We start from the raw sequence: 14,126 nt of genomic DNA, 5'->3' as shown, positions 1-14,126 counted from the left end.
TCCTTTTTCATTTTAATGTATTTATTTTCAAACCTTACTTCCGGTTAAAAATAAAACAGATCATTTATTTTTTTTATAAATAGGCCGGCGTTTTTCAATTTCTTGTAAAAACTGCAAGTAATTGTCGTAGCGTGTTTGAGCGATCTCGCCTTTTTCTAAACGATGCTTCACTTCACAGCCTGGCTCTTTTACATGACGACACTCACGAAAACGACATTCAGGTGCTGCGGCACGAAAATCAGGAAATTCTTTTGGCAACTCTTCTGCAGATATTTCTAAGAAGTCAATTGAACTAAATCCAGGTGTATCTGCGACCAAACCACCAAACAAATTTAATAATTCGACATGGCGTGTGGTGTGCCGACCTCGTCCTAGTGCATCAGAAATTTCGCCAGTTTCTAAATTTAAATCTGGCGATACGTCATTCAACAGTGTCGACTTGCCAGCTCCCGACTGTCCCATGAAGACAGTTAATTTATCTGCAAATAAATCCGTTAATTTTTGTTTGTCCTGTTCGCCATCAATAACCGGATAACCAAGAGTTTCATAAACTGAGCGGATTTCTTCCACCAATGCTTGATCAGCGACCAAATCCGTTTTGGACAAATAAATAATTGGATGGATGTATTTATTTTCCAGCGTCACTAAAAAGCGATCCAATAAGTTGTAAGAAAAATTAGGCTCAACCAAACTCGTTACAATCACGCCTTGATCAACATTAGCGACCGGCGGACGAACCAATTCATTTTTTCGCGGCAATAGTTCAAGTATATACCCCTCACTATTTTCTTCGCTGCTAAAAACCACTTCATCTCCAACTAAAGGTGTCAATTTCTTTTTACGAAAATTCCCTCGTGCACGAGTCTGATGAATCTTTCCTTCACTTGCAACATAATAAAAACCACTTAAGGCCTTACGAATCTGTCCCTTGATCCGTCTCATCTCCTTTTTTCGTATCAAACAATTAGAATCTCTCTGCTACTCTAATAACTAAAAAAAAGTCCATAAATTCAGTCTTATTGTAGCATACTTCAAAACCAATTACAGTACAAATGACCTAAAAAACCTTTCCTGAAAAATCAGGAAAGGTTTTTTCTATGGTACAGTAATCGTTTCGGCCTTTTGAACAGACTTAGTAACTGCCTGTTTTCCATTACGTTGAACCTCGATAGTAGCAGAGCCGCCCTCGGAAATTGTTACAGAAACGGTCTGCGCTGTTGAAGGAGTATTTTTATCTAACTTAAAATTCAAGACTTGCGTTGAATTCGTATTTTTCGCATCTTTCAACATTACTGTGATCGTATCTTGCTGACCATCAGTTCCAGTGAACTTAGCGGCGATCGTCACGTCAAACGTATTCTCTTTATTTTCAGGCCCCTTGGAAATGTATACAGTTACAGTATCCCCGGCTTTTAATGATGTTGAACCTGCACCAGGGTCTGTCCGAATAACTTTGCCCTCTGCTACATCATCAGAAAATTCTTCCTGCTCTGTGTAATTTAATCCTAATTCAGAGAGTTTGCTTTCTGCCGCTGCTTTATCTTGACCGCTTAGATCATCCAGTTTGACATAGCTTGAACCAGAGCTGACTTTTAGCGTAATCGTGTCTTTTGAAGTTAAAGCAGTTCCGCTGACTGGATCTTGGCTGATAACTTCTTCGGATGGGATAGTCTCACTTGATTCGTCCACCCGTTTAATCTGATTTATTGTGATACCTAGCTGTAATAACTTGGCTTCTGCTTCCGCATAGGTCATCTGAGAATAATCATCGATTTTATACGTCTTCGGTCCATCTGAAACTTCGAGAGTAATCTCATCTTCTTCCGGATCAACCCTTGTACCCGCCTTCGGATTTTGGGTTAAAATCTGATCTACGGGAGCCGACTCATCGTTGACCTTCTTGATACGAATATTCTTCTCTAAAAACCCGATTTCTTTCAATTCTTCTTTCGCATCTTCTAGCGAGTCGCCCTCATAATCTTTCAAGGCTACTTTTTTAGTGCCAGAGCTGATGTACAGACGTACAGGTCGGCTCTTTTTGATCATAGTTCCCGCAACAGGATTCGTTTTAACTACTCGTCCTTTTTTTATCGTGTCGCTTGCCACTTCATCTGTTTTACTATCTACCGTCAAGTTTGCATCTTCTAGTGCTGTTCGCGCTTCCGCTTCCGTCATATCCTCGACTTGCGGGATTGAGACCTCCGCTGCCCTAGTCAGAAGATAGCCCGCTACTCCACCGATTGCCAGCATCAATAACAAGAAAATAGCAATAAAACGCTTCTTGCCTCTTTTCTTCTTTGGCTTCTCCTCAGAAACTGGAGGTTCTTCTTGCGGTTTCTCAACTGGAATGTCTTCAGGCTGGATTGGGGTCAGCACTTTGGTTTCATCTAACATGGCTGTTGGACGCCACGGTAATTCATTTGCACGCTCTGGCGACAATGCTGTTGCCAGATCTGCCGCCATTTCATCTGCTGTTCTATAGCGATCAGCCGGTTCTTTCGCAGTAGCATGCATAACAATGTTTTCTAACGATTGCGGAACTTCTGGGTCAAAACCTTTTACTGACGGCATTTCGTCTTGAAAATGTTTTAGCGCAATCGTCACAGCAGACTCACCATCAAAAGGGACGCTGCCGGTGATCATTTCATAAAGAATGATCCCTAAAGCATAGATATCTGATTGCTTGGTTGCCATGCTGCCACGAGCCTGTTCAGGTGACAGATAATGTACAGAACCTAGCATAGAATTTGTTTGGGTCAGAGAAGTTTCAGATAAGGCGATCGCAATTCCGAAGTCGGTGATTTTTACCACGCCTGCCTGATCCATCAAAATATTTTGCGGCTTCAAGTCACGGTGAATGATGCCATGAGCATGAGCCAAACTTACTGCAGATAAAATTTGATCCATAATATCCACAATTTTTCCGTAAGGGATTGGGGAACGCGTTTGGATATAGCGTTTCAGATCCATTCCCTTCACATATTCCATAACCAAATACTGCATACCGCTTTCTTCATCCACATCGTAAACTCCAACGATATTAGGGTGAACCATTTCAGTAGCGGCCAATGCTTCTCGCTGGAAACGGCGGATCGCAGTTTGATCATTTTGAAAGTCGAAACGTAATATTTTGATGGCAACATCACGATCCAAAATTAAATCGTGGGCCAAAAAGACGTTAGCCATACCGCCGCTGCCGATATTGGCGATGATTTTATATCGTCCATTGACCAACTTGCCTATTTCAATCATGGACGAGCCTCCCCTTCAAAATGAATCAACAAGACAGTGATATTATCCGCACCACCAGCATCATTTGCTGCGTTGATCAATTGCTTAGCCTTTTCTTCCAAAGTTTGATCGCTTTCCACAATCGCTAGGATATTTTCTTCACTTACCATATTTGTCAATCCATCCGAACATAAAAGCAAATAATCATTCTGATGACATTCATGTTCCGAGACATCGATTTTGATCGTTCCTGCAATTCCCACTGAACGAGTTAATACATTTTTTTGCGGATGGATCGCTGCCATCTCTTTTGTGATTTCCCCGGATTTCAATAATTCATTCACTAATGAATGATCATCCGTCAATTGTTGTAATTGTTTATTTTGGATTAAATAAGCACGACTATCACCTACATGAGCCAAGACAAACTTTTCATCTAGCAAAGCAGTACTGACGATCGTTGTGCCCATTCCCTGCATCTCCGGATGAGCGATTCCTTCTTGATAAATCGCTTCATTGACCTTTTGAATCTCTTCTGAAAACCATTGGGTAGCTTCTTCCGGCTTTGCGATAGTCGAGGTCGACCAAGCAGCACCTAAACCGTCAACAGCCATCTTACTAGCTACATCGCCAGCTAAATGACCTCCCATGCCATCGGCTAATATAGCCAAATACATACCTGCTTGATTAGTAAAAACATTTGCATAATCTTGATTCATGTTGCGCCGCTTACCGATGTCTGATTGAAATTGAATCTCCATCTTTTTGTCCACCTCATTTATCTATTTTTTTCGCATTGCACAAATAAAGAAGCCATCCGTCATAAACATCTCTGGGTATAAAACCAACATTTGCTCATGAATCGCCGGCTGTAATTTCATTTCTAAATCTAGTTCAATTTTTTCAAATTCAGGGTGTGCCGCTAAAAATTCTGCTACTACCTGTTGATTTTCTTCCTTGGCAATCGTACATGTACTGTATACCATAATTCCACCAGATTTCAACGTGGGAGCGCAATTCTTTAAAATTTCTAGCTGAATTTCGGGTAATTGAATAAAATCTTGCGGCTTTTTCTGGTATTTAATATCCGGTTTTCGCCGCATTAGTCCTAACCCTGAACATGGAGCGTCAACTAGGATTCGGTCAAAACTTTCTGGTGCAAAATTTTTGGCTGCTTCACGAGCGTCCATTTTTTTCGTTACCACGGTATCTGTCACTCGTAACCGTTCCGCATTTTCGCGAACTAACTTCAACTTATGATCATGAATATCTAACGCTGTTACTGATCCTTCATCTTGCAGCAAAGAAGCAATGTGTGTCGTTTTGCCGCCAGGAGCAGCACACGCATCTAAAACTTTTTGTCCTGGCTCTATTTGCAAAGCTTGAGCAACTAACATTGAACTTTCATCTTGAATCGTCAACCAACCATTTTGAAATAGTTCACTGCCAGCTAAAAAACCTCTATCAGCTATAATACCATACGGAGTAAGTTCACTGATACGAGCTTCGATCCCGTCTTCTTCCAACGCTTCGATGGCCTCTGCACGTGTCAAAAAGCGCAAATCAATTCGTGCACTAACACGGCTAGGCTCCAATAAGGATAATCCCAGCTTACGTGTTTCCTCTACACCGATTTCGGTGACAAACTTTTCAGTTAAAAATCTCGGCAAACTAATTTCTGTTGCCAAACGTTCGATCGGATCTTTTATCAAATCCAAAGAGGGAATTCCTTCACGCTGTATTGAACGCAATACGCCATTGACAAACTTTCCAGTTCCCGGATTGCCTTTAGCTTTAGCAATTTCAACAGCTTCATTGATGATAGCATGGTCAGGAACCCGATCTAAATAGAGCATCTGATAAACAGATAACTGCAATAAACTTTTAACCCATGGATCAACCTTTTTGGCTTTTTTGATAAAAGGCTCAATATCATATGCCAATAAAAGTTGGCGGCTGATCGTTCCGTAAACAAGCTCTGTTAATAGAGCGGTATCTTTACCATCAACTTTATTTTTTTGGATTAACTCATTTAATAATAAATTTGAATAGGCTCCGCCGCGATTGATCCGTTCAATTGCTTCAAGTGCGGTAAAACGAACCGAATGTAATAGTTTCTTTGGAATTTTTGCCATTTAGCCCACCTGCTGTCCTTCAGCAACCGCTTGACCACTGCCATTTAGAAAGGCTTGGATCGTTTGTTTAGCCTTGCCAGCTGGCTGCAGTTCATCTAACGCTAACACAGTGCCATTCCCACAAGCAATGTGCAGGGCTTTTTTCGTGCGAGCTACAATCGTTCCAGGTTCCGCTGTTGTCATCTCTTCCAACGGTGTCGTGTGAAAAATTTTCCAACGAACGCCGTCATATGTTGTAAAAGCTACCGGCCAAGGATGCATCCCGCGAACTTGATTATCAACTTCCTCAGCTGTTTTCTGCCAGTCAATCGCTTCTTGCTCACGACTGATATTTGGCGAGAAGGTGGCTTGTTCTTCATCTTGCGGTGTTGGCTTTAATTCGCCGGAGATTATTTTAGGCAATGTTTCCAATAATAGGTCTTTACCAACTTGGCTTAATTTTTCAAACATCGTTCCAACGTCGTCTTGTTTAGTGATCGCGATTTTTTGTTGGCTGAAGATACCGCCAGCATCCATTTTCTTGATCATCTCCATGATAGTCACACCTGTTTCTTTTTCACCGTCCATAATAGCGTAATGAACAGGTGCTCCGCCACGATATTTTGGTAATAGCGAAGCATGAACATTGATTGCGCCTAGTTTAGGAACCTGCAATAATTTTTCTGGCAGAAATTGGCCAAAAGCCGCAGTGATTAATAGGTCTGGCGCCAGCTCTTTGATTTTTTCCATTTCTGGTGAACCGCTGATTTTTTCTGGTTGTAAAACCAGCAAGTCGTGCTGCAATGCAGCTTCTTTCACGGGGGTAGGGGTAATGATTTTCTTCCGTCCAACAGGGCGATCTGGTTGGGTAACAACAGCAGCGACATCATAGCCTGCTTCAATCAAACTTTCTAAAATCGGCACTGAAAAGGCCGGGGTACCCATAAATACAATTTTAGTCATCGGCATGTTCCTCCATATAACGTTCTAAATCTTCCGGTTCGATCTTATCGATCACTTGATCGATAAACAGCTTACCATCTAAATGATCAATTTCATGTTGAAAGGCACGGGCTAAGTAACCATAAGCCGTAACTTCCATCTCTGAACCTTCATTGTCATAGTAACGTACAGTTACTTCGTCAGCACGTTCGACTGTTCCATAAGTTTCAGGAATCGAAAGGCAGCCTTCGACATCGATACTAGTTCCCTTACGTTCAATGATCTCGGGATTGATAAAATCAAAACGATCGCCTTCTTCAACTTCGATGACTGCGATTCGCAAATTTTTTCCAATTTGGGGAGCAGCAAGTCCGATACCGTCATGAGCTATCATCGTTTCATACATATCATCTAACAAAGTAACAATCTCATCAGTAATGTATTCGATCGGTGCAGCTTTTTTTAATAGACGTTCGTCAGGATGAATAATGATTGGGTAACGCATAAATTACGTCCTCCTTTATTGTAGCTTCCTAAATAAAATACATAGGTTCGTTGTCAATGGCGATCAATAAGCCTTGCCGCTGATCTTTTTGACTCACCTGCAAAATATCTTCTAAGGTCGCTTGTAGTTTTGGTTCATTTTTATATTTAATGATTAGTTGATAGTAATAACGATTCTTTATCCGCAATATTGCCCCAGGTGTCGGTCCTAATAAAATACTTTGAGGGCTTAATTGCTTCCGTATTTGCTCAGCCAACTGGAAGGCTTTTTGCGCTGCCCGTATCTCTTCTTGATGGGAAACTGTCACCTTGACCGTGTAATAATACGGCGGGTAATCAGTTTGATGCCGAATCCGCATCTCTTGCTGGAAAAAGCTTTCGTAGTCATGGTGCTGTGCTAATTGAATCGTATAGTGCTCTGGATTAAATGTCTGGATAATTACTTCACCGGCTTTATCACCGCGCCCTGCTCGACCACTGACCTGTGTCAGCAGTTGAAACGTTCTTTCACTAGAACGAAAGTCGGGTAAATTCAATGCTGTGTCCGCATTTAATACCCCAACTAAAGTCACATTCGGAAAATCCAAGCCTTTTGCGATCATTTGCGTGCCTAACAAGATATCCGCCTCTTTATCACCAAAGGCCGTTAAGATTTTTTCATGCGCCCCTTTGCGGCGAGTCGTATCAACGTCCATTCGCAATACACGGGCTTCCGGAATCAGTTGTTCCAACTCTTCTTGAACTTTTTCTGTTCCTGTTCCAAAGTAGCGAATCTTATCTTTGCCACAGTTCGGACAACGATGAGGAATACCTTCTTCATGACCACAATAGTGGCAGCGCATCGTCTTCGTATCCATATGAAGGGTTAAGGAAATATCACAATTCGGACAAGGTAAAACAAACCCGCAATCGCGACACATAACAAATGAAGAATATCCTCGACGATTTAATAAAAGCACACTTTGTTCGCCCTTAGCCAAACGATCTCTTAATTTATCTTCTAATGCTTCAGAAAAAGATGAATTCAGACGTCGCTGCATTTCTTCACGCATATCAACAATCTCGACTGATGGTAATTTTGCTTGATCGTTGGCTCGTTCAGTTAATTTCAATAAACAGTAGACACCTTTTTGTCCTCGCGCACGTGATTCCAATGAAGGTGTGGCACTCCCTAAAACGACTGGGCAGTTATGATATTTTCCTCGCCAAATTGCTAAATCTCTAGCATGGTAGCGCGGCGTTTCTTCTTGTTTATAGCTTGTCTCATGTTCTTCATCAATAATAATCACACCAAGATTTTCAAGCGGAGCAAAGACAGCCGAGCGAGCTCCAACCACTACATGAGCTTCACCACGTTCTAACTTACGCCATTCATCGTATTTCTCTCCTTGTGACAATCCACTATGCAAGACTGCCACTTCACTGCCAAAACGCGCTTTAAAGCGTGTCGCCATCTGCGGTGTTAAAGAAATCTCTGGTACTAGCATCATGGCCGTTTGTCCATTTGCCAATACATCGTGAATAACCTGCAGGTAAACTTCGGTCTTACCGCTGCCAGTTATCCCTTCCAACAGGAAAACTTGATGCTCGTTAGCCGTGCTCTTTTGACTGATCGCTTCATACGCAATCTTCTGTTCTGGATTCAAATCTAACGCTGAAGTCTGCTTGATTTCTCGTTCAGCGTAAGGGTCCCGATATTTTTCAACAGCAACAAATTCCAACCAGCCTTTTTTCTCTGCTTGATTCAAATTGGCTAGCGAGAAATCTTCCGCCTTCATTTGCTTGACCGAAATCAGCGCTTCATCAGCAAGCATAGCTAAATAATCTAATAGCTGTTCTTGCTTATATGAATTTTTGCGCAGCTCATCTTTTAATCCAGCTAATTTTTCTGGTGCAAAAGTTCGTTTGATATAGCGTTCAGTTTTTATTTTATTTTTTGTATGGACTTCATAACGCAACTCGATAATGCCTTGATCGCGTAAAACAGCCAGTTCCTTCAACCAACCCTTAGCTTCCGCTTCTTCCCAAGTTAGTGAATCAGCATCACCAAAGTATTTTTCTTGCACAGTTGGATCATCGCCAATGTAATACAAGCGTTTTTGATAGTCAGCTTTCATTACGCTAGGAAGCATAGTCTGCAAACAAGTTACCTTAAAGGCAAAAGTAGTTTCCTTCATATAGTCAGCCAACGACAACAGCTCTTGATTTAAAACAGGCGTTAAATCCAGCACTCGAATAATTGGTTTCAAATTATCAGGCAACGGTTCAGGCGCTGGTTCAAAGCCAACGACAAAGCCTTGAACATGCCGCGATCCAAATCCGACTTCTACCCTCATCCCGACTTCTACCGCTAGTTGAGGCGGGATCAAATAACTAAATGGCTGATCCGTCTGCATCGCCGGCACATCCACAATCACTTGTGCTAATTTCATTCTTTCCGCCTCCATTCCTAAATAGTGTACTAAATTTTATGTAGGTCCGTCTAAATTTATGAAATTATGTAAATAATTCTTTGACACAAAAAGAAGGGACTGCGCCAAAAGTATTTGGTACAATCCCATTTACGTTTCATCCGCGAGAAATTTTTCTACGCTTAGTTTTGTTCGTTGCGAATCCGTTCTTCTAAATCGCGCTGATCACGTTCACGTTGCAAGTGACGTTCTTCTTCTTCCATTTTCAAACGTTCCCGTTTGATTTCTGGATGAGGATCATTGATTACAGCACCTGCATCGATTTCTTCCAACGCTTGGCCAACACTTTTAACTGATTCAAATGAATCTAAAGTTGGTTGAGCCCCAGCATCTAATTCATGTGCACGTTTGCTGGCTAAAATTACTAAAGAATATTTTGAATTTACATGGTCTAACAACGTATCAATTGAGGGTTTTAACATCATAAGCTTATATCTCCTTTAACATTTTAATATATTTACCAATCACTCGGTCAACTCGGTAATGTTCACTGACGATGATATCTTTGATACGATCAACAGCTTTTGGTACTTGATCATTGACGACAGCATAATCATATAGCGCCATCATTTCGATTTCTTGGCGTGCAACTCGCATCCGTTCCTCGATCACTTCAGGGCTATCGGTACCTCGTCCAACGATCCGCGCCTTTAATTCCGCTAGATCTGGCGGTGTTAGAAAAATAAAGACACCATCAGGGACTTTTTCTTTTACTTGTTGAGCACCTTGGACTTCGATCTCTAAAAAGACGTCCTTGCCTTCATCCAGTGTTTTATTTACATAAGTCAGTGGGGTGCCGTAGTAATTTCCGACATACTCAGCGTATTCCAACATCTCGCCCGCTTCGATCATTGCTTCAAACTCTTCTTTCGTACGGAAATAATAATCGACGCCGTCAACTTCCCCTTCCCGCATCGGACGGGTGGTCATGGAGACAGAGTATTGGAACTCATTATCGTCTCTTTCAAAAATGGCTTTTCTGACCGTTCCTTTTCCTACTCCGGAAGGTCCCGACAATACAATCAACAGTCCTCGTTCAGACATACTAACGCCCTTTCATGCTCTTTTTAGCTAACGCCTATTGTGCACTTTTTTTGTGAATATTTCAAGAGGTATCGTGAACCCGGCACCTATTTCTTATGAAATTTCACATAACTATTCGACATTTTGAATCTGTTCACGGATTTTTTCTAGGATCGTTTTTAGTTGAACAACAATATCTTTAATCTGAATCGGGCTTGATTTTGAGCCGATCGTGTTAACTTCGCGATTCATTTCCTGCAATAGAAAATCCAGTTCACGTCCAACAGGTTCTGTAGTTTTTAAAAGATTTGCCAGTTTGTCTAAATGGATCGTCAAACGGTCCAGTTCCTCATGGATGTCGCCGCGTTCCAATAAAATCGCTAATTCCGTCAGCAGGCGGTCTTGGTCCACCGTATTTCCTAGATATTCTTCTAGTTTTGTTTGGTAACGTTGCTGGAAGTCTGCTTCATACTCAGCTACAAATCCTTTTAGCTCATTTACTAACGCTTGGACTTTGCTGCCATATTCTACTAGAACTTTTTGAATCCCTGTACCTTCATGTTCACGACTTGCCGCTAATTGGGTGAAGGCTTCATTCGCAACTGTTTGAACTAATTCTTCCAATGTTTCTTCTTCAGTCGGCTGATCGACTAATGTTACAAAATCTGACTGTTCCATCGCTTTGACCAAAACTTGTTCCACGGGGAAATCAACGATTCCAAAATGTTCTTTGCCACCATTTTGCAATTCTGCAACTAATTGCTGCAACAACTCCCAATCAACAGAAACTTTTTTATTGCCGCTCTTTAATGGTGTCAAATTAATAAATACATCTACTCGGCCTCGTTGGATTTTTTCTTTCGCAATTTTGCGAATCTGCGCTTCAAACGGATTCAATTCTTTTGGCATTCGAATCTGCAAATCTAAGAAACGATTGTTAACACTTTTTAATTCGATATTTAGCTCATAGGCCTCGTTCGCTTGGAACGCCTGACCATAGCCTGTCATACTTTTCATCTGGTTTGTTCCCTTCTTTTGAAAAAATCACTTACTACATCTTGCTCAACGTTTCTTTCAGCACAGCAAATTCTTCATTGCTTAAGGTAACACCCTTACCCATTTTTTCATGTCCGGGTGCCCAGTCGCGTAAATCAAATTTTGGCGGCCGTTCATTCCAGCTTACCAAATTCAATTCTTTGCGCCAGCCTTTAGGATTTTCTGATAAGACCGCGATTTCTTCTACGATTTCATAATTAAATTCTGCCATTGCAGTTCCTCCTAGTTTCTATTAATAAGCTTATGTTTTTGAAGCATCAGGTTATTTCCTCATTACGTATATACCTAAAAAAAAGTGCCAGCAAGGTTGGAATCGGCCAACGCCGATAAGCCGTTTCCGGCGATCCTTTCAGCTGGTAAATTTGTAGAACCCGATAGTAATCTGAGAAAACATTATGGTTTTCGATGAAGTCTTCAATTTGCTCCTGAACCGAAAAGACTGCGTTCAATTTGACCGGCATTTCAAACTGCTTTAGGATCGTCTCGATAAATTGCTCAGGTGTAAAAACCTTCACCGGCGAAACATTCACCCAGTAAGCAAAAAATTCTAAGAATGCTAAACTAAGCATTTCTATCGGCACGCTTTGGCGGAAAAACTTCTGCAGTTCTGGATAAAGTGCCTTCATATCTACCGCAAGCTTGTTTTGGAGATAACGAAAAAAAGCTTTGGTTATCGCTTCAAAATCAGCATGACGGCTGAAAAAATAGCGATACCCCTGCAATTCGCCAAAAGCACGTTTAGTCTCTAAATAGCCTAAATCGATATTTTCTGATGAGCGGTCGCTTTGGAATAATAATAGGTCTCCTAAACTCCACGGGCTCGCTAATACTAATTCGGCAGTTTCAGCCGGCAAGCGATATTTTTTATCAAATCCAGGTCCATGAACATCCACCACGATCAACTCAGTTATTGGTGTTTGCAACGCAACGTCCACTGGTAAATTATTACGATATCCGCCATCTACATAGAGCTCACCTTTGATTTTCGCCATTGCCATCATTGGAAAAAAGGCTGAGGAGGCCAGCAGCCAATCGATGATCTCTTCTTCTGGACACTTATGAATCGGTACTACTATTTCTTGGAAAACAGGAACCTTTGTCGTGACGACATAAAAAGGACAGCCAGCATGAATTTTTTGCGCCTCTAGCCGCTCTTCCAGTAACCGTCTAAGTGGTTCTGAAGAGACTCCCCGCTGCTGTAAAGAGGTTCGAATAAAGGTTCGCAGCTGATCGACTTGCGCTGTAAAATCCAACTCTTCAACTTCTTTGAAGGTAATATCCAGCACTTTATCCGTTTCGATCTCTTCCCATAGTGCTAACGCCTGATTATAATCTCCTTGCGCAATCAATGCGCCATTCAATCCGCCGACCGAGGTTCCAGTGATTACTTCAAATTGAATATCTTTTTCCAACAACGCCTTCCAAACACCAATTTGATACGCACCGCGAGCGCCGCCTCCGCCCAACACCAAACCTGTATGATAGACCAGCTCTTTTCGCCAAACGTTCTCTACTAATCGGTAGCCCTGAGCAGTTAACCATTGCTGTAAAATCAAGTTGGCCTCAAGATTCAAAACCAACACACGTTTAAATTTTTGGCGAGCCGCATTTTCTAACCATAAAAAAGCTGTCTGCCAGCCAAGATCCGTTGAGATCAGTAAATTATTGATCCGCCAGGTGTCACCTTCATCAATCTTGTCTACTAGCAGCCAGTGTGATTTGCGTTGAATCCAATAGCCGTTTCCTCGCTTGACCGCTGCTAAAAACTCCGAACGCGCTTGACTATGGGAACGGTAAAAAGGAAATAGCAAATGTGACTGTTGAAATTTATCCCAAGCTGCCGACAAGTCTGATAAATAAATTTTTTTAAGTTCCATCGCTTCCTCCCGGATTTGCTGTGAAACGATATTCAGCATGTTGGCTTTAGTATAGCAGAAATTTTCCCGCAACAAAAAACTTCAAGGCGGACCTTGAAGTTTCTGAATAATAAATCGTTGCTAATATGTCCGTTGCTCCATTTCAAAAGCCTTGCGCATTGTATCCGTAGCATTATTGACTGGTGTCATAGCCACCAAATCGCCTTGAACAATGATCCGTGTCACACCCTCGATCTCCCCACAGGTGATCAGCGTTATCTGCTGTTTGTCCGGCTGCACATCCAAATATTTTACTTCTGTCGGCTGTACACGAACTCTCAGCGTTGTCTTATAAGTATAGATGTTGTGCAAATCGGTTAAATAAATCATATCGCCTTCTTTAACACTTTCAAGCGGTGTAAATAAAAGTCCTGGACGATCAGCGCGGTGACTTGCCAACGCATAATTACCTTCACCCATTTTCTGGTCTGGCGACAACGTCCCAGCACCATATAGAAGCACTTCGTTGGACAGTCCTTTAAAAATCGGCAAATTTATTTCAACAGATGGAATCGCGATTCCGCCGATAACCGGCAAGCGTTTATTGTTTAATTGCGCTTGCAACATTGCCTCCGTACTAGCCGGCTGCACGGCGTCAAAATCAAATGAAGCATCTTTTTCCATATTTTGATCGATTTCAGAACGATCCATTTTCGCTACTGCATAGCGATCACCATTATATTGCATTAAAAAATACTTAATTTGATTGTTAAAAATCAAGGCTAACCCTACTAATAGCAATAAGAAAAGAAAAATATTTATTAGCCAATTTCTTTTTTTCTTCATCTCAATCCTCCCGCATTCTCCTGTTAATAATATCATATTCCATTTCATCCCGTGACGCTACTGCCACATTATAGAGAAAAAAT

13 protein-coding genes are annotated in these 14,126 nt (G+C 41.6%); all 13 read right to left on the bottom strand.

What is annotated here, in order from left to right; all coding sequences use genetic code 11:
- Positions 1-60 precede the first annotated feature (60 nt).
- The gene (rsgA, locus tag FFR60_RS14865; RefSeq protein ID WP_137664762.1) at positions 61-942 is read right to left on the bottom strand and encodes a ribosome small subunit-dependent GTPase A; all 882 of its coding nucleotides are present in this window, start codon (positions 940-942) and stop codon (positions 61-63) included.
- Positions 943-1,095: 153 nt separating this feature from the next.
- Positions 1,096-3,252 (bottom strand): Stk1 family PASTA domain-containing Ser/Thr kinase, encoded by a 2,157-nt coding sequence (gene pknB / locus FFR60_RS14860; RefSeq protein WP_137664761.1) that lies wholly within the window; start codon positions 3,250-3,252, stop codon positions 1,096-1,098.
- Positions 3,249-3,992 (bottom strand): Stp1/IreP family PP2C-type Ser/Thr phosphatase, encoded by a 744-nt coding sequence (locus FFR60_RS14855; protein ID WP_137664760.1) that lies wholly within the window; start codon positions 3,990-3,992, stop codon positions 3,249-3,251. Before FFR60_RS14855 ends, pknB begins: the two co-directional genes overlap by 4 nt.
- Positions 3,993-4,013: 21 nt before the next feature.
- On the bottom strand, positions 4,014-5,366 hold the full coding sequence (gene rsmB / locus FFR60_RS14850; protein ID WP_137664759.1) for a 16S rRNA (cytosine(967)-C(5))-methyltransferase RsmB: 1,353 nt from the start codon (positions 5,364-5,366) through the stop codon (positions 4,014-4,016).
- Complete coding sequence (fmt, locus tag FFR60_RS14845; protein ID WP_137664758.1) at positions 5,367-6,308, bottom strand: methionyl-tRNA formyltransferase; 942 nt, start codon at positions 6,306-6,308, stop codon at positions 5,367-5,369.
- The gene (def, locus tag FFR60_RS14840) at positions 6,301-6,792 is read right to left on the bottom strand and encodes a peptide deformylase (RefSeq protein WP_088933648.1); all 492 of its coding nucleotides are present in this window, start codon (positions 6,790-6,792) and stop codon (positions 6,301-6,303) included. The genes fmt and def overlap by 8 nt, the downstream gene beginning before the upstream one ends.
- 28 nt (positions 6,793-6,820) lie before the next feature.
- A complete protein-coding gene (gene priA, locus FFR60_RS14835) occupies positions 6,821-9,223 on the bottom strand; it encodes a primosomal protein N' (protein WP_137664757.1) in 2,403 nt (800 codons plus the stop codon).
- A gap of 161 nt (positions 9,224-9,384) precedes the next feature.
- Complete coding sequence (gene rpoZ / locus FFR60_RS14830; protein ID WP_088933650.1) at positions 9,385-9,687, bottom strand: DNA-directed RNA polymerase subunit omega; 303 nt, start codon at positions 9,685-9,687, stop codon at positions 9,385-9,387.
- A gap of 4 nt (positions 9,688-9,691) precedes the next feature.
- Positions 9,692-10,306 carry a guanylate kinase gene (gene gmk / locus FFR60_RS14825; RefSeq protein WP_088933651.1) on the bottom strand — a complete coding sequence of 205 codons (615 nt, stop codon included), beginning with the start codon at positions 10,304-10,306 and terminating at the stop codon, positions 9,692-9,694.
- Between the two features lie 111 nt (positions 10,307-10,417).
- A complete protein-coding gene (locus FFR60_RS14820) occupies positions 10,418-11,302 on the bottom strand; it encodes a YicC/YloC family endoribonuclease (RefSeq protein WP_137664756.1) in 885 nt (294 codons plus the stop codon).
- 34 nt (positions 11,303-11,336) lie between these two features.
- Positions 11,337-11,552 (bottom strand): YdbC family protein, encoded by a 216-nt coding sequence (locus FFR60_RS14815; RefSeq protein ID WP_010745307.1) that lies wholly within the window; start codon positions 11,550-11,552, stop codon positions 11,337-11,339.
- Between the two features lie 46 nt (positions 11,553-11,598).
- Positions 11,599-13,218 (bottom strand): patatin-like phospholipase family protein, encoded by a 1,620-nt coding sequence (locus FFR60_RS14810; protein ID WP_137664755.1) that lies wholly within the window; start codon positions 13,216-13,218, stop codon positions 11,599-11,601.
- Between the two features lie 120 nt (positions 13,219-13,338).
- Positions 13,339-14,043 carry a class A sortase gene (locus FFR60_RS14805; RefSeq protein WP_137664754.1) on the bottom strand — a complete coding sequence of 235 codons (705 nt, stop codon included), beginning with the start codon at positions 14,041-14,043 and terminating at the stop codon, positions 13,339-13,341.
- Positions 14,044-14,126 lie beyond the last annotated feature (83 nt).

It is taken from the genome of Enterococcus hulanensis, assembly GCF_005405485.1.
Taxonomy (GTDB): Bacteria; Bacillota; Bacilli; order Lactobacillales; family Enterococcaceae; genus Enterococcus_A; species Enterococcus_A hulanensis.
The sequence above is the reverse complement of the archived record's forward strand: the minus strand, read 5'-3'. Positions and strand labels throughout refer to the sequence as shown.